Raw genomic sequence first — 26,156 nt, forward strand, 5'->3', positions numbered from 1 at the left:
GCGAGAATTCGGTCACCTGCCGTCGCCTGATGGCGCCTGATGGCGACGAGGCCGTGCCCTGAAGGCGGCCGGCGGGGCGGGGCCCGTCGGCCGCCTTCAGGGTCCGGCAGGGCAGGGCCCGTCGGCCCCATGGCCCGGTATCGGCCGGGGACCGAACATCCCGCACATCTGCACACCTCGTGCCGGGAGGCGGCGCGGCCGCCGGGCCGCCGATGAGCCCCGGTGGCGACCTGGGAATTTGGCGGTGAAGTGCCCGCTTCGGGAACCGGAGCGCAATACTCCCGCGCCTGGACGGGCGACGGGCCGTGTGAAGAAGTGGGCGTATCGCGTGACCCCGCCGTCACAGCGATGAAGGCGGTGGTCACGAGGAGGCGCGCAGGGCCGGCCGGCGGTTGGATCTCTCCTTCGCGGGGTGCTTTGATCCTCCGCACGGCGGGAGCAACCGGGGAGGGATCCCGGTCCCGGATTCCAGCGACCCCCTGCTCACCGCCACTGCGAGACATTCACGCGAAGGGAAACACCCCCATGAACCTCACTCCTCGGGTCGACACCGCCGAGCTCACCGACGCCGACCTGGACGCCGTCGCCGGCGGCAACGCGGGCGGCGTCGATGTCTCCGCGGGCCTCGTCGGCGGCCTCTCCGCCGGCCTGGTCGGCCCCCTGGCCGGCGAGGCCTGCGCCGCCGTGCAGGCGGCCGTCTCGCCGGAGGGCGCGGCCGCGGGCGGGAACGCGGGCCTGCACACGACGTCGCTCTGACGCACTGCGCGCAAAGGGCCCCGGGAAGCGCTTCCCGGGGCCCTTTCGCATGCCGCCGTGTGGCGGACCCGCGCACGGACCACCGCACGGCAACGTGAGGAATTTGCAAAACACGTGACGGAAATCTGGACACCCCGGGGGTGGGTAACGCGGTGGAAGGGCGTGACGCAGACTTACTCGGACCCCTCAGATCCCGCCTGCAAAGCGATAGGAACACCACTGTGAAGACCGACTCGATCTCGACCGGAGAGCTGCCGATCTACGAGAGCCTCATACGCGAACGCGGTGACGTCGTGGAGGAGGCCCGTGCGGTGGCCGAAGAGACCCAGCACCAGATGACCCAGGCGCTGAACGGCGTCGCCGCGGCCCCGCAGGAGACCGCCGCGCAGTGATCCCGGGGCCGTCGAGCCGGGATCCCTGCGGGCGCCGGGCCGTCACCCGCCGAGCGGGTCGTGGCCCCAGTTCATCAGGGAGTACCGCCACCGGGAGTCCTTCACGTCCCCGGAGGGCCGCTGGGCCAGGTGGCGGCGGACGTAGCCGACGACCTTGCGCATGTGCCGGTAGTCGTCGTCCGAGAGGTCACCCTTCCCGGCCCGCAGGATCGCCACGATCCGACGGCCGGAGGCATGTCCGGTGGACTCGCCCCCGTCCTGGTGCTGCCCGGCGTTCTGCGAGTCGTCGGACTCCAGCCACTTCTCCAGCTCGGCCGGTGTCATGTTCACCAGCTCACGGAAGTCGTTCCAGGTCTCCTCGCGCTCCCCGTCGTCCACGCCGCTCACTTCTTCTTCTTGAGCGCGGACGGCTTGTGCACCACGGTTCTGCCGGACTTGTCGCTGCGCACCTCGTACTGCGGGTCGTCCGGCGAGGCGTCGACCGTACGGCCGGACGCCTCGGTGCGTTCGGTGATCTTCCGCTCCACCTCTCCCTCGGTGCGGCTGCCGTGACTGCTCCAGGTGACCTTGTCGCCCTTCTTCGGCTTCCCGCCCTCGCTGCGGACCTTCGCCATGCCGGTGCTCCCTCGCCGAGACGGGTGATGTCCCTCCAGCGTGCCGCCCGGGCGGTCAGGGCGCAGCTCGGCGGGCACCGGCCCGGGTGGTGGTGGCGTCGCCGAAGGCCCACGCCAGCCGGGGCTCCGTCACACAGCGGAAGACCCGCCGTACGGACGGCGTGCACAGCGCGGTGACGACCGCCGCGGCGATCAGTGCGGCGGCGAGCACCCCGACGGGCCCGCGGACCCAGGCCGGCTCGTACCAGCCCCAGTGCTTCGCGGCCTGTGCGACGAAACCATGCAGCAGATAGCCGGACAGGGTGCCGGCGCCCAGCGCCGTGAACCAGGTCCGGCGCCCGGGCACCCAGGCGAGGAAGCAGCCGACCAGGACGAGGGAGCAGCCGAAGAGGGCCGCCGTCATCAGCGGCCCGTACCAGAGGGGGACGCCCAGTCCACGGGCGCTGTCCGCGTGGAAGAACCAGGCGTAGTCCATCCGCGGCACGGCCCAGTACGCGATGCCCAGGGCGCCGACGGTCACCGGCACGGCGAGGATCCGCACCTCCCGCCGGCGCACCAGCCGGAAGTGCTCCGGCCGCAACAGCAGGCCGAAGACGAAGTACGGCAGGAACTGCAGGGTGCGCTGCAGATCGAGGTCGGGTCCGATGGACGGCGCGGCCGTCGCGGCCATGGCGGTGACCAGGGCGAGCGGGAGCGGCCACCGCACCAGCCGCCAGAGCGGCGTGGTCAGCCGCCAGACGAACAGCGCCGCGAGGAACCACGTGAGGTACAGGGGGTCCAGCAGGCTGACCGGACGGTCGGGGTCCTGGCTGGACCAGCGGGTGAACAGGGTGTACGCCGTCTCGAACACCACATAGGGGACGGCGACCCCGGTGATCAGGCGCTTGAGGCGGGCCGGGCTGCCGTCGAAGGAGCGCGAGAAGTAGCCGGAGACGATGATGAACGCCGGCATGTGGAACGCGTAGACGAGCGTGTAGAGGGCGGTGACGGTCCTGCTGCCCTGGCGCAGTGGCTCCCAGGCGTGCCCCACGGCCACGAGCACGATCGCGAGGTACTTGGCGTTGTCGAAGAACGCGTCCCGCCGCCGTACCGGGCGGGGCGCGGTGTCCTGCTCCACCGTCTGCGGCACCGGGGCCGCTTGCGCGCCCGGGTGGACCGCGGTCACCGTGTCACTCATGGGCCCTCCCGAAGCGACGCGAGGCGGGGACGCCTCTTCCGGCAGGGAGTAAAGGAGTGAGGGGTGCGCAGAACATCGCCCGCACCCTAATCACAGGGCCCGTCCTTCGTTCAACTCGTAACGAGCAGGCCTCGCTTCGGTTCATGCCCGGGTATACGTGCCGGGAGGGGCGATCGTCTCCCGCCCGGCGCTCAGTCCTCCTTCCACACCAGCACGGTCAGTACGGCGCCGGCGACGGTGACCGGCACGTCGGCCTGGTTCAGCAGCCGCACCCGCATGCTCCGGCCGGACGCGAGGCGCTTCGCCAGGGGCAGGACCGCGAAGGTGCCGCCGCCGGTCCCGACGATCTCGTGGATGGGGTGGTCCACTTGCTGCTGGTCCCCCTCGTACTCCGACATGCGCGCCTGGACGATCCCGCCGGCCGGCAGTCCTTCGATGTGGAGGCTGATGGTTCCGCCGAAGCGGGCCGGGCCGCGGGCGAAGACACTTCCGCCGGTGGCGTGGTCGCCGGTCTCGTCGGTCCACTCCTCGGTGAACTCGACCGAGTTCCAGGCGCCGGGCGTGAGTTGGTACTGCGCGGCGACACCGAGGTTGACGTACTGGGGCATGGGGTCCTCTCCTTCCCACCGGCCCGCCGGGTGGGCCAGGGCGTCGGCGACGTCACGGCGGAAGCCGGCCATGTCGAATCCGCGCGGGTCGACCTTCCAGTCGCTCCATTCCAGGTGGCCGACGGCGCTCTTGTGGCCCCAGCCGTGCGCGCGGCAGATCGCGGCGGTGGCCTTGACCATCGCGAGGTACTGGGCGGGTGGCCACGGGTCCCTGCCGTCGCCCTCGTTCTCGCACTCCCAGCCGTAGAACCGGGCGTTGCCGTCGACCGCACCGGCGGAGCCGTCGTGCTCGTGTGTCGGGGGCGGATACGTGCCGTAGGACTCGCCGATGACGGCGTCGAGCACGTCGCCGTCCCCGCCGCCGGCGTGATTGGCCCGGCCGTTCCCGGTGAGGTGGACGACGCCGTCCTTGGTGATGCATCCGGTGGCGAGCGGGCCGGGCAGGGCGCTGTGGCCGTGGAAGATCAGCCCGACGACGTCCGTGTCGGGGCCGGTGACGGTGTGGTGGATGACCACGCCGTGCACCGGTCCCCAAGGGCCTTTGTGGTTGCGGTTGTTGGTGCGCCATCCGGAGACTTCGCGAACGGAGCAGCCCTCGGCCTTCAACGCGGCGACGAGCCGGGCGGCGGTGAGCGGGGTGGCCATGAGTCAGTCCTCCGTTCCGGCGCGTCCACGCCGGTCTGAAGACGGTCCGATCACATGTGGGGGGTGTGCTTGATCTCGGAGCGTGCCTGATCTCGGAGCATGCTGATTCTCGGAGCGTGCCTGATGTCGGGGCATGCCGAATCGCGTGAGTTCGCCTGATCTCGCGGTTCGCCAGCTGTCAGGCCCTCACCATTCTCGCGCCGCTCACCCCGTCGCTCACCTCGCCGTGCACCACGTGGGCAAAATCGGCGCGATTACGACGCCGCAGGTCGGCGGTATGCCTTCACGACACTGGCGTAGCTGTTCCCGGCGTGCCCCTGCGCGATCACTCCCTCCATCAACGCCTTTGAATACTTGGGCAGTTGGCTGTCCACGCCGAGCGCCTCGCTTTCCTCGACGAGGTGTTCGAGCGCGCCCAGGTGCGTCGCCAGAGTGGCGTCGTTGGCCGGGAACCTCTCGTCGCCGGCGTCGATCTGTGCGGCGTAGTCGGCCGTGAACATCTTGATGGCGTCGAGCCACATGTGCGCCCAGGGCAGGAACTCCTGGGCCCTGACGCCGCCGGTCTCCACGATGGCGACCCCGTGCAGGAAGCTGTTCAGGGCGCCCCACATCAGGCCGAGCAGCGACACGTCGAACAGGGCGGGCTTGCCGTGGTCGGTGCCGAGGTAGGTGGTACCGCCGCCGAGGAGCTTGAGCACGGGCTCATGGGCGTCGAAGACGGCCTGCTCACCGGCGTAGAAGAGGACGGAGGTCTCGGCGCCGATGCCGGGCGGCGTGATCATGATGGCGCCGTCGAGGTACCGCACGCCGTTCTTCTCGGCCCATGCCGCGGCCTGCCGGGCCTGCTCGGAGGAGCCCGTGGTCAGGTTGACGACGGTCTTGCCGCGCAGGGCGTCACCGAGCGGGCCGATGACGTCGTGCACCACGTCGTACGTCGACACGCACACGACCACGAGGCCGCTCGCGGCCACGGCGCCTGCGGGGTCCGCGGCGAGGACCGCGCCGTCCGCGACGAGTGAGTCGGCCTTGTCCGCCGAGCGGTTCCACACGGTGGTGGCATGTCCCGCTCTCAGGAAGGCGGCGGCCAGGGCCTGCCCCATCAGGCCGAGGCCGAGCACCGACACCGAGGTGTGGTTGTCACCCATGAATCAGTTCCTCCAGTACGCAGTTCCGTGCTGTACGAGCACCGGTACGCGGGGACACGTACCGGGCGGGGGAAGGCGGTTCGCACATCCCTCGGACCACCCTGGCCAAGGCCCCTTCGGGTGCGCCTCGGACCGCTTCGGAATCGCTTCGGACACGCCTCGGGCAGGTCCGGGAGAGGCCCTTCGGGGCCGGTGGCCGGGCCCGCTTCACCGCCGGTGGCGCCGGTCGTCACCCGGTTACGCTGAGATCATGGAATTCGGGGTGCTGGGGCCGCTGGAGGTGCGCACGGACGGCGGTCGCGGCGTGCGGATACCCGAAGTCAAGGTGCGCCTGCTCCTCGCCGGTCTGCTCGCCCGTCACGGACAGGTCGTCCCGGCGGCGCGGCTCGTCGAGGACCTCTGGGGCGGCTCGGTGTTCACGGCCCGGCCGACGGCTTCGCTCCAGGCCAAAGTCTCCCAGCTGCGGCGGGCGTTGGAGGACGCCGAGGCAGGTGGCCGCGCCCTGGTCGCCCACCGGCCGCCCGGATACGTCCTGGACGTCCCGGCCGTAGCGCTCGACGCCGGGCGCTTCCGGGAGCTGGTCGCACGGGCCCGCTCCGCAGGGGAGCCGGCGGAGCGGGCGGCGCTGTACACCGGGGCGCTGGCGCTGTGGCGCGGTCCGGCCTTCGCCGAGTTCGCGGACCGGCAGTCCGTGCGGCCGACGGCGGCCGGGCTGGAGGAGGAGCGCCTGACGGCGCTGGAGGAACACGCCGGGCTGCGCCTGGAGCTGGGTGAACACGCCTTGCTGGTGGGAGAGTTGACGGAGCTGGTGGAGCAGTATCCGCTGCGCGAGGGGCTGCGGGGTGCGCTGATGCGGGCGCTGTACCGGGCGGGGCGCACCTCCGACGCGCTCGACTGCTTCACCGACCTGCGGCGCCGGCTCGACGAGGAGCTGGGACTGACCCCCGGACCGTCGCTTGCGGCCCTGCAGCAGGCCATCCTGCGCCACGACCCGGCGCTGGCCCGGCCCGAGCGGCCGGCGCCGTCCGTCGCAGGAGTACGCCGGACGGAGCCGGGTCCGGACGGTGCGACATCGCCCCTGGTGGGCCGTGACGAGGACGTCCGGTCGGTCCGGGCCCTGCTCGCACGGCATCGTCTGGTGACGCTCACCGGTCCGGGAGGCGTCGGCAAGACCCGCCTGGCCCGTGCCACGGCGGAGTGCCTGGCGGACGACTTCGGTGAGGGCATCCGCCTGGTGGAGCTCGCCGACGCCGGAGGTCTGGAGCGGTTCGCCGGACCGGAGGCACTGGCCGAGCGGCTGATGGCGGCGCTGGGCATCCGGGAGAACGCCGCGGACGACGGTGCCGAGGGGCCGGCGGACCGGCTGGCGCACGCGCTGGCCGGCCGGCGCCTGCTGCTGGTGCTGGACAACTGCGAGCACGTCGTGGAGGCCGTGGCGCGGCTGACCGGACCGCTGCTGGAGCGGGCACCCCACCTCAGTATTCTGACGACCAGTCAGGAGCCTCTGCGTATCCGGGACGAGAGGGTGTACCCGGTGGCGCCGCTGTCGCTGCCCCCGGAGGACCGGCCGGGCCTCGACGCGGTCACGAGCGCGGGCGCGGTACGCCTCTTCATGGACAGGACCCGGGCGGCGGACCCGGGGTTCGTGCTCGACGCCACCACCGCCCCCCTGGTCGCCGACGTGTGCCGGCGCCTCGACGGCATCCCGCTCGCCCTGGAACTGGCCGCGACCCGCGTGAGGTCGCTCGGCATCAGGGAACTGCACGACCGGCTCGACGACCGTTTCCAGGTGCTCAGCAGCGGTTACCGTGACGCCCCCGCACGTCACCGGACGCTGCAGGCCACGCTCGACTGGAGCTGGAGCCTGCTCCACGACCGGGAACGGACGGTGCTGCGCAGGCTGTCGGTGTTCGGCGAAGGGTGCGGGCTGCGGGCCGCCGAGGACGTGTGCTCCGGCGGCGGCCTGACCCCGGCCGATGTCGTCGACGCGTTGAGCCTGCTCGTGGAACGCTCCCTGGTCGTGCGCGCCGAGGGGCCCCGGGGTCCGCGCTACCGGCTGCCCGAGTCCGTCGCGGTCTACGCACGCGTGCGGCTCCGCGAGTCCGGTGAGCACGCCGGAACCGCCGCCCGCCACCTGGGCCACTGCGTGCGCCTCGCCGAGCGGGCCCGTCCGCATCTGCACGAGCGGGAGCAGTCCGGCTGGTTGCGGATCCTGGACGTGGAGGCGGCGAACGTGCAGCGCGCGCTGGCCGAGGCGGCCCGCTCCGGAGCGGCCCGGGAAGCACTGCGCCTGGTCAACTCGCTGACCTGGTACTGGTACGTGCGTGGCCGGCTGGGCGAGGCCCGCAGGGCGCTGGCGACGGCCCTGGACACACCCGGCGAGGCGGCGCCCGGGGAACGCGCACAGGCGGCGTACTGGTACGCGGGCGTCCGTCTGCTGCTCGGCGAGCACGACCGGGAGTGCGACATCCCTCGGGACCACCCGGCCGATGCCACCCCGGAGCCGGTCCGGGCCCAGTGGTTCCTGGCGCACGCGCAGTGGACGGTGGGGACGCTGGCGGAGGGCGAGCAGCGGGTCGACCGCGTCCTGGTCCGCTTCCGCGCCCTGCGGGACGCCTGGGGCACGGCTGCCGCGCTGACCACGCGCGCCTGCTTCGCCCTGGCCCGAGGAGACCTGGGGTCGGTGCGCGAGAACGCCGAGGAGGCCCATGCCCGTTTCACCGAACTGGGCGACCCGTGGGGCCGGTTGAAGACGGCCGACCTGCTCGGCCGGCTCGCCGAGATCAACGGCGACTACGACCGGGCGGCCCGGCTGCACCGGGAGAGTCTCCGGATCACCCAGGCGCTGGAGACATGGCCGGAGATGTCCGCGAAGCTGTCCGGTCTCGGCAGGATCGCCCTGCTCACCCGGCGCCACGACGAGGCCGACGACCTGCACACGCGCGCCCTGCGGATCGCGGTGGAGCAGGGCAACCGGCCGGCCGAGCAGTTCGCCGCGCTGGGTCTCGCCCTGAGCGCCCGCCGTCGGGGCCGCCTCGATGACGCGGAGGAGTGGCTGCGTCCCTGGCTCGCCTGGAACCGCCGTCGCGGCGACGGCCCGGGCCTCGCGCTGGTCCTGGCCGAACTGGGCTTCGTCGCCGAACAACGCGGCGACGCGGAGCGGGCCCTCGCCCACCACCGGGACGGCCTGGCAGCCGCCGTGACGACCGGGGACCCCCGCTCGGTCGCCCTGGCCCTCGAAGGCCTGGCCGGCGCGTACTCCCTGGCCGGCGCCCCGGAACGGGCGGCCCGCCTCCTCGGTACGGCGGCGGCGGCCCGGGAACGGGCGGGCGCCCCGCATCCCCCGGCGGAACGGGGCGACGTGGACCGCATCGAGGCCCGTCTGCTCGCCGCGCTGGACGAGGAGAGGTACCGGGACGAGTTCACGGCCGGCACCCGACGCACCCACGAGACACAAGCCGCGGCGGAGACACACGCGCGGACGCCGTGAGCCGGACGCCCCCGTGGGGGTGCGCCGCCGTCCTGGCCGTGCGGGGGGCGGGTCAGTTTGTGCTCCGACGGCGGACGCGCCCCACCGGGGCCGGTCAGTCCTTCCGTCCGGGTACCGCCTCGCCGAGATGGGTCAGGCGGTACCTTCCGGACGTGTGACGAGATGGCGGAGCGGATGCGTCGGGTCCGCCGGATCGGCCCCGCCGACGGGGTGCCGGTGCGGCGCCGGCTCTGCTGTGTGACGGTTCCGGATCTGGATCGGATGCCGCCGGCTCCGGTACGGATGTCATGCGTCAGGGAGAACCCGATCGGACACCCGTACGCCAAGACCGACGCAAGCACTCGGGGACCGTACTCAGCGGATGAGAGGGGGTCAACTGATCCGCCGGGCCTCCCGGTACGGCCGCCCGCCCACCCTCTGGTCCACCCCTCCCCCCTGCCTGGCGCAGGGCAGATTTGAGCCAAAGGCGAGCGGGCGACCGTCGCGGGCGTGCAAGGCGGCGGTCCGCTGCGTAAGTTGTGTGTCCTATCCTGTCCGCTGGACTCAGACGTGATATCGGGCCCGGGAGTTGGAGACTTGGCCAGCAGCAGCAGCGGCGACAGCGCCATGACAGGCCCGTCATCCCTGGCCCGGCGGCTCGAAGACATCGTCAACGCCTACTACCGGGGCAACCGTCCTCCCTACAGCAAGATCGCGGAGGAGATCCGGCAGAGCACCGGGCGGACGTTCTCGGCCACCTACCTCTGGGAACTGGCGACGGGACGGAAGCGGAACGTGACGCGCGACCACCTTCGCGTACTGGCGGAGCATTTCGGCGTCACACCGGACTACTTCACCGACGAGGAGGTCTCCGAGCGGGTGCGGCGCCAGATGGAGTTCGCCGTCGCCCTGGGGAACAGCAAGGTCCGGACATTGGCCTTCCGGGCCGACGGCCTGTCGGAAGCAGGACTCGACGCGCTGCTCGCGCTCGTGAACGCGATGTCCGACGAGTCCGACTCCACGGGAAGACAACAGCGTCCCGGCCGATAGGAACCATGCGGAAAGTCGGGGCAGCGAGACCAGTGAGAGCCAGAGGGCCGAAGCCCGCTCATGCACACGCTCAACCGCCTTCCGCGTTCCTGCCGTCCGGGGACGGGGGTGACAGCAGTGAGAAGAACGGGCGAGTACGCCAAGTTACAGCGGAAGTGTGCGGCGATCCTGCGTGATCTCGGGGTGCGGCGGTCGCTGTCCCTGGACGCGATCCGGGAGCGGGTGGAGGAGCTCAGAGGCCGCCCACTCGTCCTGAAGGAACTGCCCGAGCAGGCGGCGGTCGCCGGAGCCTGCGGCCTCTGGCTGGGCACGGACGAGGCCGACTACGTCTTCTACGAGGCCCAGACCGCGCCCCTCCACCGGGAACACATCATCCTGCACGAGATCGGCCACGTCCTGTGCGACCACCACCGGGGCATCACGCTGCGCGGCGATGAGCTGACGGGCGGACTCCTCAGCGGCCTGGAGCCCCATCTCGTCAAGCGGCTGATGGCCCGGACCAGTTACACCACCGCCGAGGAGCAGGAAGCGGAAATGATCGCCAGCCTGATACAGAGCGCCGGGAAGACCGGCCCGGTGTCCGGCTCCCTCGGCCGGCTCGGCGCGTTCCTGGGAGTGACGGACGATGTCGGCACCTGAACTGGCGAGTCAGGCGGGGCTCTACAGCATCGTCACCATGTGGTTCGCCCTCGTCGTCCGTGCACGGCCGGCGCTGCGCCAGCCACGCCAACGGGGGTTGTGGCTCTCGGTCCTGGCCGCGGCCATCGCCATCGCCCTCTTCCAGCCCCCGATCATCGGCCGGCTCACGAACGGCTTCGTGGACCTCCACACCGTCGCCCTCGCGCGGAACCTGATCGGCGTCCTCAGCGCGGGGCTGGTCCTTCTCTTCATGGTCGACCCCACCCGGGCCCGGCGCCTGTGCGTCACCGTGACGCTGGGACTGCTGGCGGTCATGGGCGCGCTGGTCGTCCTGGACCTGTCGCAGACGCAGCACCCGGGCGAGAGTGTCGCGTCCGTGCAGGGGCCGGCCGACCCGGCGTTCGCCTACTGGCTGATCCTCATCGTCGCCCACCTGGTCGGTGACGCCGTCGCCCTGGTGGTCTGCTGGGCATACAGCCTGCGTACCGACGACCGCGATCTCGTCTGGTCGCTGCGGCTGTTCGCGGTGGGAAGCGTCCTCGCGCTCGTCTTCTGGTGCGGCTATCTCTGGCACCTGTACGGCGGCACCTCCGCGATGCTCCCCTACCTGTCCCTGGTCATCGGCGTGCACGGCTGCATCAGGGCGGCATCACTGCTGGTCCCGACCGCGACCGCCGTGGTCCGGTCGTGGACCGCCCTGCGTGTCACCTGGCGCCTGTGGCCACTGTGGCGCGATCTCGTTCTGGCGGTGCCCCAGGTGGCGCTCGCCAGCCCCCAGCGGACCAGGCTGCGGGAGGTGCTGCGACCGCGTTCGCCGCTGGCGCTGCAGGCGCACAGGCAGACGATCGAGACCTATGACGCCTTCCTGGACCTGCAGCGGTACGTCCGGCCCGGCGCCTACGAAGAAGCGCACCGGCATGCCCGGCGGGCAGGGGTGCCGGACCGGCGACTCGCCGCCGCCGCGCTCGCCGGGACGCTGGGCCAGGCCCGACGGGCAAAACTCGTCGGTGCACCCCCGTCGGTCCCCCGCCCCCTGCCCGGCGTGGTGCACGGCAGCCCCGCGACGCTGCTCGGGATCGCCCGGATGTGGCCGACCATGACGGATGCGCTGCCCTGCCACGACCGGCCCGTCGACGCGGTGGCCCCGGCCCGCCGCGAGTAGCGCGAGGGGGCCGGGGACGGTCACAGGCCCGGGCTCCTCAGCGAGGAGTGCCGGGCACCTCGTCGTGGCGGGGCGCGACGTGGAAGTCGAACGCCAGCGTCCCGGGATCCAGGGCCGTCGCCCCGCCGTCGACGGTGAGCACGGCACCGTTCACATAGGAGGCCGCCGGGGACAGCAGCCAGCCGATGGTCTCCGCGACCTCACGCGGTTCACCCGGACGCCCCAGGGGCAGAAGTCCGGTCACCTCCGCGTAGGCGCCGTCCACGCCCTCGCCCCGCAGGTCCGCTTCCTCGGCGAAACGCGCCATGCGGCGGTCGGCCATCTCGCTTCTCACCCAACTCGGGCACACGATGTTGGCCCGCACTCCCCGGCGCCCGTAGTCGACGGCGACCGAACGGCACAGCTGGAGCAGGGCCGCCTTGGACGTGGCGTAGGGGGCGTTGCTCGTACCGTTGCGCAGGGCGGACACCGAAGCGACGGCCACCACCGCCCCCCTCGCCTCCAGCAGGTGCGGGATCGCCGCACGCAGGAGCAGCAGCGGACCGGTGACGTTGGTGCGCATCACCTCGTCCCAGTCCTCCAACGACAGGTCGCCCACGGCCCCGCCGCGCCCGATGCCCGCGTTGAGCACGAGTCCGTCGAGTCGTCCGTACGCGGTCAGGGCCGCCTGGACGAGACTGTCCGCGGCGTCGGGGTCCCGCACGTCGCAGGGGTGTGCGAGCGCCCCGGTCTCCTGCTCGAGACGTCGCAGCGGCTCGCTCCGCCGGCCCGAGACGACCACCTGGTGACCGGCTTCGCACAACAGCCGGGCCGTGGCCTCCCCGATGCCCGAACCCCCACCGGTCACGACAACAACTCGCTTGTCAGTCACAGTCTGTTCCGGCTCCTTCGCGATCAATGACGTGTCCGAGCCTAGAACCCGCTGATCCCCTGCTGATGACTTTGAGACATGACGGGGTGCTGGGGTAACCCGCGCCCGACTCTCCTGCCAGGTCCACTGCCTCATCCCGGGGGCTGGACACCATGGACGACCAGGAGCTCACGGACCTCCGGGGTCTCTTCGTCCCGCAACGGCCCGGGGGGCTCCCCGCGGAAACGGGTCGCCGTCGCCGGAACCCTGGTCGCGGGCCCCAGGCTCCTGTTCATCGACGAACCGGCGGACTCACTCGACGCCGGTGCGCGCCGGACTCTCGACCTGGCCGTCATGGCCTGCCCCGACGCCGAAGACGCAATGGGCGGGTGCTGATGCGACGGGCTCAACTTCGCTTGAAAAACCGGACATTGTGGTGCGGCGGCAGCCGGGGGGGGCCGCTGTCTTCCCGGTCACCACGGCATCCCACGACGTCCTTCCGCCTCCGCCATGTCGCGCAGGCCCGTCTGCTGTCGCCGCCGAGCTGACGCGCCCGGGCGGCCGGCGGCAGGGCCCGGCCCCGCGCCGACGGTGCGACACTGGACAGCGTGGCGGAGACGGAGCGGCAGCTCACTCAGCGGCTGGAGCGGGTCATCTTGGACCTGCTGGACCGGCGTGCGGCCACTGCCTCGATCTGTCCGTCCGACGCCGCACGCGAGGCCTACGAAGGCGACGACGACGGCTGGCGGGCCCTGATGGAACCGACCCGCCGGGCCGCGTGGCGCCTGGTGGACGGCGGTCAGGTCGAGGTGACCCAGTCCGGCCGGCCCGTCACGGAGACGGAGGCCCGCGGCCCCCTCCGCATCCGCCGCCCGGCCCGGTAGCGTCCCGGCTCCGGCCGAACCCGTCCGGACGAGCAGCCCCCGGCGCCGGCCGCGTACTGCCGCACCCTTGCCGGTGCCGCGCCGAGGTCGATCCGCCGCCGGCCGTCTGGAAGGGTGTCGCCCGAGAGGTCGGCGCGATGTCGAGAACGTGCCGCCGGCTCCGTCCCGGGGACGCCATCGGCCACCACCGGCCGCACGAGGAAGAAGGAGAGATCACCATGGCGATTCAGCGGATGGACAACGTCGGGATCGTCGTCGAGGACCTGGATGCCGCCGTCGCGTTCTTCGTGGAACTCGGTCTGGAGCTGGAAGGCAGGGCGGAGATCGAGGGCCCCTTCGCCGACCAGTGCACCGGGCTCGACGGCGTCCGCTGTGACATCGCGATGCTCCGGACGCCGGACGGTCACAGCCGGCTCGAACTGGCGAAGTACCGCAGCCCCGCGGTGATCACCGCGGGGCCGCGCGACCGGCCGCACAACGTTCTGGGCACGCACCGCGTCATGTTCGCCGTCGACGACATCGAGGACACCGTTGCCCGCCTGCGCGCCCACGGCGCCGGACTCCTCGGCGGGATCGCCCGGTTCGAGGACAGCTATCTGCTCTGCTACGTCCGCGGCCCGGAGGGCATCATCGTCGGACTGGCCGAGCAACTGCGCTGAGTGAGGAACCCGGCGTGCGCCCCGGGGAGCTACTTCGGGTCGCGGGCGAACAGCGACCTGGACCAGACGTAGCCGAGTGCGCTCAGCCCCAGGCACCAGGCGACGGCCAGCCAGCCGTTGTGGCCGATCCCGGTGCCGAGGAGCAGGCCCCGGAGGGTCTCGATCGCCGGGGTGAAGGGCTGGTACTCGGCGACCGGCTGGAACCAGCCCGGCATCGTGTCGACCGGGACGAAGGCGCTGGACAGCAGCGGCAGGATCATCAGCGGCATGGCGTTGTTGCTGGCCGCCTCGGCGTTCGGGCTGGACAGGCCCATCCCCACGGCGATCCAGGTGAGCGCCAGGGACATGAGGACCACGAGTGCGAAGGCCAGGATCCACTCCACGGCGGTGGCGTCGGTGGAGCGGAAGCCGATGGCCACGGCCACGGCACCGACGAGGGCCACGCTCATCGCGCACTGGATCACGCTGCCGACGACGTGCCCCACGAGCACCGAGCCGCGGTGGATCGCCATCGTGCGGAAGCGGGCGATGACGCCCTCGTTCATGTCCATGGAGACGGACACCGCGCTGCCGATCGTCGTGCCGCCGATGGTCAGCATCAGGATCCCCGGGAAGAGATACGCGAGGTACTCGGACCGGTCCCCGCCTCCGCCCCCCATGCCGGCGCTCATGGTGTCGCCGAAGATGTAGACGAAGAGCAGCAGCAGCACGATCGGGCTGAGCAGCAGGTTCAGGGTGAGGGAGGGATAGCGGCGCACATGCAGGAGGTTGCGGCGCAGCATGGTGGACGAGTCGCGCAGGGCGAGGGAGAGGGAGCTCATCGGGCAGCCTCCTCGGGCTGGTCGGTCCGGTTCGGCTGGTCGGTCCGGTCGGGCCGGTCCGCGGTCAGGGCGAAGAACACGTCGTCGAGGTCGGGGGTGTGCACGGTCAGCTCGTCCGCCTCGACGCCGGCCGCGTCCAGCCAGTCGAGGATGGAGCGCAGTTCGCGCTGGCTGCCGTCGCTGGGGATCTGCAGGGCGAGCAACTCGTCGTCCCGGGCGACCTCGCGCAGGGCCCCGGCCGCGCTCCGGTAGGCGGCCGGGTCGTCGAAGCGCAGGCGGACGTGTCCGCCCGGGACGATCCGCTTGAGCTCGTCGGCGGTGCCCTCGGCGGCGATGACGCCGTCGTGCAGGACGGCGATCCGGTCGGCGAGTTCGTCGGCCTCCTCCAGGTACTGGGTGGTGAGGAAGACGGTGACGCCGCCGGTGACCAGTTCGCGGATGATCTGCCACATGTTGTGCCGGGAGCGCGGGTCCAGGCCGGTGGTCGGCTCGTCGAGGAAGATGATCCGCGGATCGCCGACCAGGGTCATGGCGATGTCCAGGCGCCGCTTCATGCCGCCGGAGTAGGTGGAGGCGGGCTTCTTCGCCGCCTCGGTGAGGTCGAAGCGCTCCAGCAGCTCGGCGGTCACCCGCCGCCCCTCGCGCTTGGACAGGTGGTGCAGGTCCGCCATGAGGAGCATGTTCTCCTCGCCGGTGATCAGGCCGTCGACGGCGGAGAACTGACCGGTGACACCGATCGCGGCGCGCACGCCCTGCGGGTCGGCGGCCAGGTCGTGGCCGGCCACCTGGGCCTGTCCTTCGTCGGCGCTGATGAGCGTGGAGAGGATCTTCACGGCGGTGGTCTTGCCGGCGCCGTTCGGCCCCAGCAGGGCGAATACCGACCCGGCCGGAATGTGCAGATCGATGCCGTCGAGGACGGTCTTGTCGCCGTACGACTTGCGCAGGCCGGTTACGGAGACGGCTGTCGACGAGCCGTGCGAAATGGATGTGGGCATGACAGATGAAGGCATGAGGCCCTCCGTGAGAAGCCTGAATGGAGTGAGGTGAGATCGGCCGGAACGGGCGCCGCTAGCCCTTGGCGCGGAAGACGTCGATGTTGCCCCAGTTGGTCCGCGCGCGGACCTTGACCGTGTCCTCGGTCCGCTCGGGGGCGTCGGAGGCGGTGAGCGTGTTGCGCACGAGCCCACGGTTGGAGCTGACGTCCAGCCAGGCGGCGGCGCCCTCGCGGATGCCGATCTCGATGGAGCCGTTGGAGGTCTCCAACTGGACGTCGCCGCGGGCGACTTCCGAGACCCGGAGGACACCGTTGGTGGCGGTGCCGGTGACGGACGCCTCGGCACACGCGATGTCGATGGCGCCGTTGGCACCACTCACCCGCAGCTCGCCCGACACGACGCCGACGGTGGTGTTGCCGTTGGAGTTCTTCAGGACGGCGGGGCCGTCGATGGTGCCGACGCGCAGATTGCCGGAGCTGGTGGTGATCTCGGCCTTGCCCTCGACCCGGTCGACGACGATCGAGCCGTGGGAGGCGGTCAGCTGGACCGGCCCGGCGGCGTCGAGGCGGACGTCGCCGACCGAGGTCTTCACCCGGACCTCGCCGAGCCGGCCGTCGCCGAGCACCTGGGCCCACGCGCCGGTCACTTCGACATGTGACCCCGCGGGCAGTTCGACGGTCACGTCGACGACACCGGAGGGACCGATCATGCGGCGCTCCTTGGTCCTGACGGTCAGGACACCGCTCGCGAAGCCCACCTCGGTCTGCTCGGCCGCCCGCACGTCCTTGTCCCGCTCCGGGTCACGGGGGCGCGCCTCGACGACCGTGTCGAGGCGGTCGCCCGCGGTGAGCCGGAGGGAGCCGGCGCCCACGTGGGCGACGACCGAGATCGCTTCGGGAGTGTCGTAAGAAGGCATGGCTGTCCCGTCCTCTTGAGTCTTCGGGGCGTCCCTGCTGGTGGGACGTGATGCACGTGCGGTGCTGGTATCTCCGGGGTGCGGGCGGGGCGCGGCTAGCGCACCCAGCCCGTGAAGCTCTGTCCGACGTTCTGGGTCCTGCCCGGCGTACGCGGCCGGGTTCCGCCGTCGACCGCGGCCGACACGGCGCGGACCAGCCACGCGTTGACCGACAGCCCCTCGCGGTTCGCGGCCTCCTCGGCGCGAGCCTTGAGGTGGGCCGGCAGGCGCAGATTGACGCGGGCGGTGCCGCCTTCGTCGCCCTCGGCCGGGGTCTTGAGCGGTTCGAGGGGTGCGGCCGGCTCCGCGGGGGTGCCGCTCTGGGCGGGCGGCGGTGTCACGACGAAGTCGGGGTCGAGCCCGCGCAGCCGTACGTCGACCGAGCCGGGGGCGAGTTCGCGGGTGATCTCGTCCATCGCGACGGAGAGCACGTTGAGCATGACCAGCCGGGTCGCCGACTCCAGGGGAGCGGTAAGCCGCTCGGCCAGCTCACGGGCGTCGTCGCCTCCGGCTTCCGCAGCCACCGCGAGTTCGCGGCGGAGGTTGTCGACATACGGGGTGAGATCCATGACGCCATCATGGCACCACTATGGCGCCATGCGCAACCCTCACAGGCATCACATCGGAAGCGCGACCACCTTGGGCGCCCCCACCTGCACAAACATGGAATGGCGCCGGATGGCACCACCTGGCACCACCCGGCGCCATGTGACGCCAGACTGTTTTGCCGTCGGCTATACCGCCGACGCACGAGCGCATAGCGCGGGACGGACCGGCACGCGGTGGCCGGCGCGGCGCGAGAGGAAGAGTTCTTCGACCGGCCTGCCGCCATCGGCCTCCGTGAGAGCGTGGCGCCATCGGGCGACCTGCTCGGCTGCGACTTTCCGACAAGCAGGGGTGAGCAGCCCTGCCGTCACGGCATCAGCGCGATCAGCACAGGTCACGGTGATCCGCATCGGCAACCGCACCGCTCCCGGCCGGAGCCGGCGGTCCGCCGCGGTCACCCGCCTCCGTCGGTCCCGGCGGCGTACGGTGACACGGTGGTGTGGGTCCCGTCCGGGGCGACCATCACCGCGTGCCCCACGCTGTGCAGCATGGGCAGGTCGGAGGGATGGTCGCCGTAGGCCCAGCAGTCGGCCGGGTCGATGTCGGGGTGGCGGGCGAGGAGTTGGCGCACCAGGGTGCGCTTGCCCTCGCCGATGGCCGGGGGGCCGATCAGTTCGCCGGTGAGCAGCGGCCCGCAGCGTTCGAGTCTCGCGCCGAGAGCGAACCGCGCCCCGACCGCCTCGGCGATGACGGCCAGCAGCGGCGGGAAGGTGCCGGAGACCAGGGCGACGGACGCACCCTCGGCCCGGTGCCGGCGCAGTGCGGCCAGTGTGGTGGGGAGATAGAAGCCGTCGGCCCGGCTGTGCTCCCGGTACCACCGGCGGGCCGCGGCCTCGGCCTCCGCGGCCGGGCAGCCCCGGAAGGCACGGTGGAAGCGGCGGTTGGCCTCCGCGCGGGGCAGACCGGCCAGCGCTCCGAGCAGTTCGCCGGCCCGGCGCACTCCGTCCGCGCCGTGCATCCGCGCGAAGTGGTCGCGGAGGAAGTCCGGGCCGCTCTTGCGGCCGATCAGCGTCTCGTCCACGTCGAAGAACACCAGCCGGCGAGGGCCCTCGGAGCGTGCCCGCGCAGCGGGCCGGGAGGGTGTGGGGCGGGGAGGCGGCGCCGCGGGTCGCGGGGACCGGTTGCGCCCGCTGCGGGTGTCAGTGGACACCGGCGACCACCTCCGCCGGCGACGAGTGCGCCATGAACCGGGGCTCGGCCGCCGGCCCGGCCGCCTGCTCGGGAGGGTCTTCGAAGTCGGCGAACACCGAGTCGGCGTACAGGGCCGCCGCGGTCTCCCGGCGCACGGCCTGGTGCGCGGCCAGCACGTGGACGTCGCGCCAGGTGCGCTCCAGCGGCCCGGGGCCGCCGCACGCGTGGGTTCCGGCCGCGCGGAACAGCCGCTCGACGGCGGTGACCAGGTGCTGTGCGGCGGCCGCCGCGACCCGGCGGTTGCGGGCCACGTCCCGCTCGGCGCGGGTGCCCGAGTCGGCCCGCAGCGCCGCGTCCCCGAGCAGCAGTTCGGCGGCCTCGATGTCGTCAGCCGACTGCGCCAGCGTCAGCTCGAGCGTGGCACGCTCCGAGGGCCGGCCGGCTCCCCTGCGCGCGGCCCACGCGGTCCACTCCCGCAGGGCGTGGCGGGCCGCCCCGAGGGCGGGCGCGCACAGCAGCAGTCCCGTCCCCAGGTGCGCCGGGGCGGTGTGGCAGCGGGACCGTCCGGGCCCGGGAGAGCCCGCCAGCACGTCCGGCAGCGAGCAAGTACGGTGATCGGGGACCACCACCGGGCCGTCGAGGACCGCGGTGTGGCTGCCGGTGCCGCGCATTCCGGTGCTGCGCCACGTCTCCCGTTGGTGGATCTCGGCGGCGGGGACGGCGAAGAGCCGGCTCCGGCCGCCGGGTAACCGCGGTTCGTCCGGTTCCGGGGCCGCGAGCAGCAGCCAGTCCGCGTCCGCGATCCCGCTGACGCACTCCCAGGTGCCGCTGAGCAGCCATCCTCCGGAGCAGCGGGCTGCCGAGCCGGAGGGCCGCAGTCCGGCGGCGATCCGCACATCGGGCGATCGGCCCCAGAGGTCGAGCTGCCCTTCGAGGGGCAGGTGGGCGGCGTATCTGCCGTGGGTCGCCCACAGGGCGGCGCACCACGCGGCGGACGCGCACCCCTCGCCGACGGCCGCCACCTCGGCGAGGAGGTCGCTGAACGTTCCCTCGGTACCGTGCCAGACCCCGGGCACGAAGTGACGGGCGAAACCGGCGCGGGTCAGCAGCGTGACGGTCTCCGCGGACAGCCGGCCGGTGGCGTCCGCCGCCGACGCGTGTGCCGCGGCGGAGGCCACGGCGCCCGCCAGCTGTACGCGCGCCCGTGGCGCGCCACCCTGTGCCCCCTGGCCTGTGCAGATTTGACTCCGGTTCACCTATCGCTCTCCTTTGCTCCACGACTAGAATTCGTTCGGGAACGAATCTTTCTCGGCCGGTCCTTCACCACCGGGCCGGGGTGAAGGAGGTGATCAGCGTGGTCAAGCAGGCGCGTGCCCTTCGGACGCACGATCGCGTCCTCGACGCCGCCGCGTACGAGTTCGCACGCTACGGCTACGTCAACGCGAACCTGCAGCGCATCGCCGACCGGATCGGGTTGACCAAGGGCGCCCTGTACGGGCACTTCTCCAGCAAGGAGAAGCTGGCCGCCGCGCTGACGGAACATCTGTCCCGGAGCGTGCGGACGCTGCTGGACGAGGCCAGGACCTCGCCCGAGCCGGCCACGAGCCGGCTGGAGGCGCTGGTGCTCGGACTCGGCCGGCTCTTCGAGACCGACCACAGGGCGCAGGCGGCCCTGCGGCTGGAGGTGGAGGCGGCTCGGGCGGCCGACACGGTGGCTCCTCTCCTGAGCGACACCCATGGCATCGCGCTCGAACTCGTGGGCGAGGTGCAGCGCGGACGGCACTGGGACGAGGCACCGCCGGCCGACGCCCTGGCCGATCTCATCGTCGCTGCGTTCTGCACCGCGCTGTGGACCGGCGCCTGCGCGGGCCCGGACCGGCCCGGGCCCAGCGTCGCCGCGATGTGGGGCGTGCTGACGCGCGTGGTGGGGACACGCGCATCAGCCTGAGCCCCGACGACCCGTGCGCCCCCGGGGCCCGGGCTGGTGGGCCGCCGCTACCAGGAGGCCGGGACGGCCGCCGCCGGGCGGGTGCCCACGCAGGCCCAGGCGGTCCGTGCGCGGGCCAGTACGGTGTCACCCTGAACCGCCGAGACGGACAGCTGAAACGTTTCCTGCGGACGGGCGCCTGACGCGCACTCATCGACCACCAGCCGGGTGGGCCGGTCGAACTCGCCGAAGGCCAGGCACTGCACCGTGGTCCGGGCCAGCGCGAAGGACAGGTCGGCGAACGGGCCGTCGCACGCCTCGTGCACCTTGAGGTGGCCGAGCTGGCGGAAGCCCTCCAGCATCACCATCATCGGGATGTGGTCGGTGGGGTGGTCGAAGAGCACCGCGTGGTCGCGGTCCACGCGCAACCGCCACTCGCCGGACCTAGCGGCCTCTTCCAGGACGCAGTCCCGCCAGCGCAACCGCCCCACCCGGTGCGGGGGCGTGCGCGGCGCCCCGGAGGCGGCCGTCCGCGCCGGTACGGTGGCCGGCGTGTCCGCGGCACCGCCGCCGAGCCGGCGCAGCAGGCGGTAGCGCCGTTCGTCCACCATCAGCATGCTGATGGTGCCCCAGCCGCACGCGCGGCCGCCGACGACGAGCCGGAAGTCCATCCGGGCCCCGTTCCTGCCCCGCGCGTCGTCGCCGTCCCAGGTCCACTCGCCCACCAGGAACACCGAGAGCGGTACGCCCTCGACCCGCAGGGCGGCGGGGTCGGTGATCTCGAAGTCGATGTCGCGGCCGATGAAGCGCCGGCCGAGCGGCACACCGCAGTGCCGGTGGGCGACGTAGACCATCCCCTGACGCAGGGTCTCCGCGAACAGCAGGGGATCGCTCAGACCGTTCTCGTCCGGGTGGTAGAGCGCATGGTCGCGCGGCCACTGGGCGGCGACGACGAACTCGCGGTCACCGGCACGGGCGCCGTCGGTGACGAACACCTCCGCGACGGAGCTGCGGTGCACCAGCTCACGCGTCACCGGACGTGCAAAGCTCAACGAATCACAGGCGTGGGCCATTGCTGACGCCTGAGGGATGCTGGGATGATTGAGCACGACTGACATCTGGGATTCGCCTCCCCCGTACTGGAAGAACCAGGACCATGCGAACTAACAGACGTGCGGCGCCCTTCGGCACGAAATTAATATACCTTCGGGAAGGTATCTTGCAAGGCTCGGGCGGAGCACAGCGGATGATCGGTCATTTCTGCTGGTCAGAGGGGCGAAACCCGCGAAGTGTCCGCACCTGCCCCGGCCCCATCCCCCCACGAACCGGCCACCGAAAGCAGCGGACGGCACGGCACGAATGGACGTCATGAGCGAACACAGCGACGCGACACAGAGCTCGCCCATCTCCGGCGGCACCTCGGTCGACGACACCTCGCACCTCAAGCAGGAGCGCGCCATCCGCACCCGGCGCACCATCCTCGACGCGGCCGCGGAGGTCTTCGCCCGGCACGGCTACCCGAACGTCACCATCAAGGACATCGCCGACGGCGCGGAGATGACCAAGGGCGCGGTGTACTTCCACTTCTCCAACAAGGAGGCCCTCGCGGTCGCCGTGACGGAGGAGTTCTACCGCAGGCTCAACGAGATCGTCTCCCCCGCGCTCGAGGGCGACCACTCCTCGCCCTCGACGGTGGTGGACGTGCTGCTGCGCACCGCGTGCGGGTTCCGCGACGACGTCTACGTCAAGGCGGGGGCGCGCCTGCAGATCGAACGTCCCTACATCAAGGCGGAGATGCCGGTCCCGTACGTCGGTTTCACGTCACTGATCGTAGAACTCCTCCAGGAGTGCCGGGCCGCGGGCCGGCTGCCGGAGAGCGCGGTGCCCGAGGCCCTGGCCAGGGTCCTGGTCTCCGCCCTGTTCGGCGCCCAGCACATCTCCTGGGTGCAGAACGACCGGGCCGACATCGTGGAGCGGGTCGAGGAGATCCTCGACGCCTTCGCCCTGCTGTCGGTGCCGGCGCGGTAGGGCCGTGTGGCCGGGAAGGTGCGGCCTGAGCCGGTGAACCGCTCCGGTCGCCGCGCCCGCCGCGCCGTCCGGCGGCGGGCCGGACGGTTCAGTCCAGGAAGGCGGCCTCTATCCAGCGACGCAGGGCGCCCGGACGCATGCGGTGCAGCCGGTCCACGCTGTCGGACACCTCGTGCGGGCCGCCGACCGACAGGAACTTCTCCCGCACCAGGTCCGCGTGCCGGACCCGGGTCTCCGGGCCGGCCGCACCGACCGGAATCAGCCGGGTGCGCGACACCGTACGGCCGTCGGTCAGCCGGACGGTGACCCGGGCACCGGTGGCCTTCGCGGCGCGGGAGAAGTCCCGGTCGTCGGCGCTCAGCGGGCCAAGCAGGTCGACCAGCTCGTCCCCGCCGAAGCCGCGCAGCCACGGCACGGCACGCTCCCCCGCCTCCCGTACCGCCTCACCGAACGGGGCGTCGGACAGGAACAGTTCGCGCGTCATCTCCGTGTCGTGCTCCAGGCGCACCCGCCGGGCCAGCGCCCAGCGGGCCGGGTCGTCCAGGTGCGGGGAGGAGAAGTCGTCCACGGTGAACTCGCCGGTGAGCAGGGTGGTCGCGACGGGGTAGGGCACGTCGAGGACCAGGGCGCCGAGCGGGGAGCCCGGACCGTTGACGTACCGGGCGGCGCGCTCACCGGCGAAGAGGGTGTACAGGGACGCCTCGACGACCACCTCGGCCACGTCCTCGGGCCGCAGGCCGCCCAGTTCCCGGTGGATCTCGGCGGCGCAGTCCACGGCCGCGTCGATGCCCGGCCCGCCGGGGTGCATCTTGAAGGAAAGCGTGTCGGTGTGCCAGCGCCGGCCCAGTCCCTTGGCCACCGCCTGCGGCAGCGGCACGGTGGCGAACCGGGCGAGGAAGCCGTCCTCGTGCTCGACGATGTCCGGAGCGCCGCGCAGCCCCGCGTACGCCGCGTCGCAGGCGTCCATGGCGGTGCGCACCGGCGTGAAGGTGTTGAACAGACGGGCGTCGCTGGCCAGGAAGGCGCGCATCAGGGGCCAGTTGGGCATGGCGAAGGCCAGCCCGAAGGCGTTCTCGAAGAGCGCGGCCGGGGCCCGGTCGCAGTGCAGCCGGCCGGCCACCGCGCCCGCCAGGTGCGTGTGCACCGCGCTCTGGCCGCGCAGCGGGCCCAGGGTGGCCGAGGCGGTGATGCGGGCCGCGCACTCGTTGGCCGCGACGACGGCGGTCAGCAGGGACAGCCCGTCGAGCCGGCGGGTGTAGGCGAAGGCGAGCGGTACCGCGACGGTGGAGTTCGACAGGTGCCCGGCGTAGGCGGTGTCGTCGAGATTGAGCCAGGACCCGAGGGCGGCGAAGACGCCCGCGGCGGTGCGCGGGTCACGCTGCATGGGGTGCCCGAAGGCCGCCACCAGCCGTCGTCCCAGCGGGTGCTGGAGCCCGGCCCTGATGGATGCGGCCTGCGAGAGCACCTGACTGGCGGCGAGCTTCAGCACCCGGCACGGGATGTGCTCGGGGCGCAGCGTCGCCGCCCACTGGGACAGTTCACGCAGCGGGGTGTCGGTGGGCCGGCGAGGACGCCTGGGCGCGGTGCTCCCCCAGTCGTCGCACAGCGCCCTGGCCACGCTCTCACCGAGTACTGCCGTCATGGCGCGAGGCACCTCTCTTGCCGTACGCCGGCCGGGGCGTGCCGTGGCCGGCGGCTGGTCGCTCCGGGAGGGTGGAAGCGGCGGCGGGAGCACCGTCGGCCGGTGCTCCCGCCGCCGCGGGAGGGGTTCAGGCGGCCGGCACCTTGTCCAGGAAGCCGTAGACGGCCTTGATGCGGCCCGCCTCGTCGGCGACCAGGACGTCGAAACCGATCGCGATGGGCTCGGCACCGGGCTCGGTGACCAGGCCCCACTGGAACCGGGCCTGATTGTGGTGGGCGTCGACCGTGCCGTGCAGTTCGAAGGTCAGGCCCTTGAACTGCTCGCGGGCCCCCGCCACCACCGCGCCGAAGCCCTCGTGGCCCTCGACGGCGGCGAGCGGGTCGATGTACGGGGCGTCGGCGGTGAACAGCTCGGCGATGGCCGCCGCGCGCTTGTCGGCGTCCGCCTCGTTCCAGATGGCCAGGTAGCGGTCGACGGTGGTGGTCAGGTCGCTCATGTGTGTTCTCCTCGTTTCCGTTGGTGCGGGTGACCCGACGTGCCGTCGCCAGGCGTGCGGTACGACGGGGGTTCTGGATGTCTCAGGGGGTCTCGGGGCGGTCCAGGGCCGGGGCCCACACGGGGAGGGCGCCGGGGAGGACCTCGAAGGTGGCCGTGGAGCCGATGCCGTGCTGGTACTCGCCGTCGTGCTCCAGCGGCAGCCGGCGGCCGTCGGTGCGCTCCACGGTGATGGTCCGGCCGCGCGCGTACCGCGTGGCGGGGTGGCCGATGTGGGCGGCGGTCAGGGTCAGCCGCGGCACGTCGGCCGCGGCGATCCCGTCTCCGATGACGCAGACGTCGAGCAGGCCGTCGTCGAGCAGCGAGTCGGGCAGGACGTTGAACCGGCCGCCGCGGTAGGGGCCGCCGCCGACGTTCGCGAGGACGGTCGGGCCCTCGTGCACGACCCGCCCGTCGACGGTGACCCGGCCCGGGTACGGCGCGTAGCCCGCGGCGGTGTCGGCGAAGGCGCGAGCGTACCGCTCGCGGCCGGTCAGCGGCAGGTCTCGGGCGGTGATCAGCGCGTCGGCGATCACACCGGAGCAGGCGCCCAGGTAGACGTACTGACGGGTCTCGGCGAGACGGGCCAGGTCCAGGCGGCGCGGGCGGGCGCTGCCGCCGATGCCGGAATCGGTGAGGATCGCCTTGAGGGACTCCGTCCAGGGGCGGTCGCCCCACAGCATCTTGTAGCCGGAGTTGCCGGTGCCGCCGGGCACCACCGCGAGCGTGGCGCGCCCGGAGGCGGGCACCAGGCCCTGGACGGCCTCCCGGACGGTGCCGTCGCCGCCGATGACGACGACCAGGTCGGGGGCGCCGGTGTGCCGTTCGAGAGCCCTCCGCACCGCGACGGTGGCGTCACCCGGTCCGGTGGTCGGGTGCACCTCGGTGCGCTCCAGGTACGAGTCGCACAACTGGCGCACCTGTTCCACCCGTTCCGGGCTGTGGCTGCCGGAGGCCGGGTTGGCCAGGACCAGGGCCCGGGTCGGGACCGGGGCTGCTGTATCTGCCATGCGGGCGTACTCCTTCGTCGGACGGTGCCGGCGGGTCCGGGGCCGGGGCCGCGCCTGCGGCTCCGGGCCCACGACGTCGACTCTGCCGCCGACCGCTGTCACGGCGCTGACGTGCGGCTGACGCCACGAGGCGCACGGGGACGCGGGGCTGGGACACGCCGGGCACGGGGACGCGGGGCCGAGGGCATGCCCGGCCCGCCGCGGACGCCCGCGGTACGCCGGACCGGGCGCCGCGGGCACCCTCGGCGGGGCGCCGGGCGCCGCGCCCGGAGTCGGCCCGGGCGCCCGGTCCGCGGGCGCGAGAGACACGTGTGCGAGGTGGCTCGGGGGTGGGAGCGAGGGGAGGGCAGGGCGCGAGCCGGGCAGAATGCCCGGCTGTGGGCGACCGGATCACCCTGGTGGGCGTCGGCGGCATCGAGAACGCCGAGGACGCCTGGCAGTGCATCCTGGCTGGTGC

At 72.5% G+C, this 26,156-nt stretch carries 26 protein-coding genes; 10 read left to right on the forward strand and 16 right to left on the reverse strand.

What is annotated here, in order from left to right; all coding sequences use genetic code 11:
• The first annotated feature begins 525 nt into the window (after positions 1-525).
• Together AB0937_RS25550 and AB0937_RS25555 are read left to right on the forward strand one after the other, a co-directional pair.
• On the forward strand, positions 526-756 hold the full coding sequence (locus AB0937_RS25550) for a hypothetical protein (protein ID WP_366714511.1): 231 nt from the start codon (positions 526-528) through the stop codon (positions 754-756).
• Between the two features lie 221 nt (positions 757-977).
• Positions 978-1,148 (forward strand): hypothetical protein, encoded by a 171-nt coding sequence (locus AB0937_RS25555; protein ID WP_234849582.1) that lies wholly within the window; start codon positions 978-980, stop codon positions 1,146-1,148.
• A 42-nt stretch (positions 1,149-1,190) separates the two neighbouring features.
• Here the strand turns inward: AB0937_RS25555 and AB0937_RS25560 are convergent, their stop codons facing one another.
• The 5 genes from AB0937_RS25560 to AB0937_RS25580 all read right to left on the reverse strand — a co-directional run bounded on the left by AB0937_RS25560 (position 1,191) and on the right by AB0937_RS25580 (position 5,337).
• Entirely contained in the window at positions 1,191-1,526 is a 336-nt protein-coding gene (locus AB0937_RS25560; RefSeq protein WP_366714538.1) for a DUF3140 domain-containing protein, read from the reverse strand.
• A gap of 5 nt (positions 1,527-1,531) precedes the next feature.
• Positions 1,532-1,762, reverse strand: coding sequence for a DUF2945 domain-containing protein (locus AB0937_RS25565; RefSeq protein WP_366714512.1), 231 nt, complete (start codon positions 1,760-1,762; stop codon positions 1,532-1,534).
• Between the two features lie 55 nt (positions 1,763-1,817).
• Positions 1,818-2,939: an acyltransferase family protein gene (locus AB0937_RS25570; RefSeq protein ID WP_366714513.1), complete on the reverse strand. Its 1,122-nt coding sequence runs from the start codon at positions 2,937-2,939 to the stop codon at positions 1,818-1,820.
• 191 nt (positions 2,940-3,130) lie between these two features.
• Entirely contained in the window at positions 3,131-4,192 is a 1,062-nt protein-coding gene (locus tag AB0937_RS25575; RefSeq protein WP_366714514.1) for an N-acetylmuramoyl-L-alanine amidase, read from the reverse strand.
• Positions 4,193-4,446: 254 nt separating this feature from the next.
• Positions 4,447-5,337, reverse strand: coding sequence for an NAD(P)-binding domain-containing protein (locus tag AB0937_RS25580; RefSeq protein WP_366714515.1), 891 nt, complete (start codon positions 5,335-5,337; stop codon positions 4,447-4,449).
• 250 nt (positions 5,338-5,587) lie between these two features.
• Here AB0937_RS25580 and AB0937_RS25585 point away from each other — a divergent pair, with 250 nt between their 5' ends.
• The 4 genes from AB0937_RS25585 to AB0937_RS25600 all read left to right on the forward strand — a co-directional run bounded on the left by AB0937_RS25585 (position 5,588) and on the right by AB0937_RS25600 (position 11,657).
• Positions 5,588-8,827, forward strand: coding sequence for a BTAD domain-containing putative transcriptional regulator (locus AB0937_RS25585; protein WP_366714516.1), 3,240 nt, complete (start codon positions 5,588-5,590; stop codon positions 8,825-8,827).
• Between the two features lie 576 nt (positions 8,828-9,403).
• Positions 9,404-9,856, forward strand: a complete 453-nt coding sequence (locus AB0937_RS25590; protein WP_366714517.1) for a hypothetical protein — start codon at positions 9,404-9,406, stop codon at positions 9,854-9,856.
• Positions 9,857-9,973: 117 nt separating this feature from the next.
• Complete coding sequence (locus AB0937_RS25595) at positions 9,974-10,495, forward strand: regulator component (protein WP_366714518.1); 522 nt, start codon at positions 9,974-9,976, stop codon at positions 10,493-10,495.
• Entirely contained in the window at positions 10,482-11,657 is a 1,176-nt protein-coding gene (locus tag AB0937_RS25600; RefSeq protein ID WP_366714519.1) for an MAB_1171c family putative transporter, read from the forward strand. The genes AB0937_RS25595 and AB0937_RS25600 overlap by 14 nt, the downstream gene beginning before the upstream one ends.
• Before the next feature lie 37 nt (positions 11,658-11,694).
• On the opposite strand, the gene AB0937_RS25605 is transcribed toward AB0937_RS25600, so the two are convergent.
• Complete coding sequence (locus AB0937_RS25605; protein ID WP_366714520.1) at positions 11,695-12,528, reverse strand: SDR family oxidoreductase; 834 nt, start codon at positions 12,526-12,528, stop codon at positions 11,695-11,697.
• A gap of 587 nt (positions 12,529-13,115) precedes the next feature.
• Between AB0937_RS25605 and AB0937_RS25610 the strand changes: the two genes are divergently transcribed.
• On the forward strand, positions 13,116-13,391 hold the full coding sequence (locus AB0937_RS25610) for a DUF3253 domain-containing protein (RefSeq protein ID WP_366714521.1): 276 nt from the start codon (positions 13,116-13,118) through the stop codon (positions 13,389-13,391).
• 218 nt (positions 13,392-13,609) lie between these two features.
• On the forward strand, positions 13,610-14,050 hold the full coding sequence (locus AB0937_RS25615; protein ID WP_366714522.1) for a VOC family protein: 441 nt from the start codon (positions 13,610-13,612) through the stop codon (positions 14,048-14,050).
• A 29-nt stretch (positions 14,051-14,079) separates the two neighbouring features.
• Here AB0937_RS25615 and AB0937_RS25620 read toward each other — a convergent pair whose 3' ends face one another.
• The 6 genes from AB0937_RS25620 to AB0937_RS25645 form a co-directional block, all read right to left on the reverse strand.
• A complete protein-coding gene (locus AB0937_RS25620) occupies positions 14,080-14,871 on the reverse strand; it encodes an ABC transporter permease (RefSeq protein WP_366714523.1) in 792 nt (263 codons plus the stop codon).
• Positions 14,868-15,881: an ATP-binding cassette domain-containing protein gene (locus tag AB0937_RS25625; RefSeq protein WP_366714524.1), complete on the reverse strand. Its 1,014-nt coding sequence runs from the start codon at positions 15,879-15,881 to the stop codon at positions 14,868-14,870. Before AB0937_RS25625 ends, AB0937_RS25620 begins: the two co-directional genes overlap by 4 nt.
• Before the next feature lie 58 nt (positions 15,882-15,939).
• Complete coding sequence (locus AB0937_RS25630; protein ID WP_366714525.1) at positions 15,940-16,782, reverse strand: DUF4097 family beta strand repeat-containing protein; 843 nt, start codon at positions 16,780-16,782, stop codon at positions 15,940-15,942.
• Between the two features lie 95 nt (positions 16,783-16,877).
• Positions 16,878-17,390 carry a hypothetical protein gene (locus AB0937_RS25635; protein WP_366714526.1) on the reverse strand — a complete coding sequence of 171 codons (513 nt, stop codon included), beginning with the start codon at positions 17,388-17,390 and terminating at the stop codon, positions 16,878-16,880.
• Between the two features lie 431 nt (positions 17,391-17,821).
• Positions 17,822-18,577 (reverse strand): HAD-IB family hydrolase, encoded by a 756-nt coding sequence (locus tag AB0937_RS25640; protein WP_366714527.1) that lies wholly within the window; start codon positions 18,575-18,577, stop codon positions 17,822-17,824.
• On the reverse strand, positions 18,567-19,814 hold the full coding sequence (locus AB0937_RS25645; RefSeq protein ID WP_366714528.1) for an acyl-CoA dehydrogenase family protein: 1,248 nt from the start codon (positions 19,812-19,814) through the stop codon (positions 18,567-18,569). The genes AB0937_RS25640 and AB0937_RS25645 overlap by 11 nt, the downstream gene beginning before the upstream one ends.
• A 98-nt stretch (positions 19,815-19,912) precedes the next feature.
• Between AB0937_RS25645 and AB0937_RS25650 the strand changes: the two genes are divergently transcribed.
• Complete coding sequence (locus AB0937_RS25650) at positions 19,913-20,506, forward strand: TetR/AcrR family transcriptional regulator (RefSeq protein ID WP_366714529.1); 594 nt, start codon at positions 19,913-19,915, stop codon at positions 20,504-20,506.
• 47 nt (positions 20,507-20,553) lie between these two features.
• Here the strand turns inward: AB0937_RS25650 and AB0937_RS25655 are convergent, their stop codons facing one another.
• Complete coding sequence (locus AB0937_RS25655) at positions 20,554-21,519, reverse strand: ScbA/BarX family gamma-butyrolactone biosynthesis protein (RefSeq protein WP_366714530.1); 966 nt, start codon at positions 21,517-21,519, stop codon at positions 20,554-20,556.
• Positions 21,520-21,853: 334 nt separating this feature from the next.
• Between AB0937_RS25655 and AB0937_RS25660 the strand changes: the two genes are divergently transcribed.
• A complete protein-coding gene (locus AB0937_RS25660) occupies positions 21,854-22,513 on the forward strand; it encodes a ScbR family autoregulator-binding transcription factor (protein WP_366714531.1) in 660 nt (219 codons plus the stop codon).
• An 88-nt stretch (positions 22,514-22,601) separates the two neighbouring features.
• Here the strand turns inward: AB0937_RS25660 and AB0937_RS25665 are convergent, their stop codons facing one another.
• The 3 genes from AB0937_RS25665 to AB0937_RS25675 form a co-directional block, all read right to left on the reverse strand.
• Positions 22,602-24,155, reverse strand: a complete 1,554-nt coding sequence (locus AB0937_RS25665) for an MmgE/PrpD family protein (RefSeq protein WP_176726169.1) — start codon at positions 24,153-24,155, stop codon at positions 22,602-22,604.
• Positions 24,156-24,282: 127 nt separating this feature from the next.
• Entirely contained in the window at positions 24,283-24,651 is a 369-nt protein-coding gene (locus AB0937_RS25670) for a nuclear transport factor 2 family protein (protein ID WP_030234889.1), read from the reverse strand.
• An 82-nt stretch (positions 24,652-24,733) separates the two neighbouring features.
• Positions 24,734-25,699 (reverse strand): diacylglycerol kinase family protein, encoded by a 966-nt coding sequence (locus AB0937_RS25675; RefSeq protein ID WP_366714532.1) that lies wholly within the window; start codon positions 25,697-25,699, stop codon positions 24,734-24,736.
• Between the last annotated feature and the right edge of the window lie 457 nt (positions 25,700-26,156).

It is taken from the genome of Streptomyces sp. NPDC047880 (genome assembly GCF_040706515.1).
Lineage (GTDB): Bacteria > Actinomycetota > Actinomycetes > Streptomycetales > Streptomycetaceae > Streptomyces.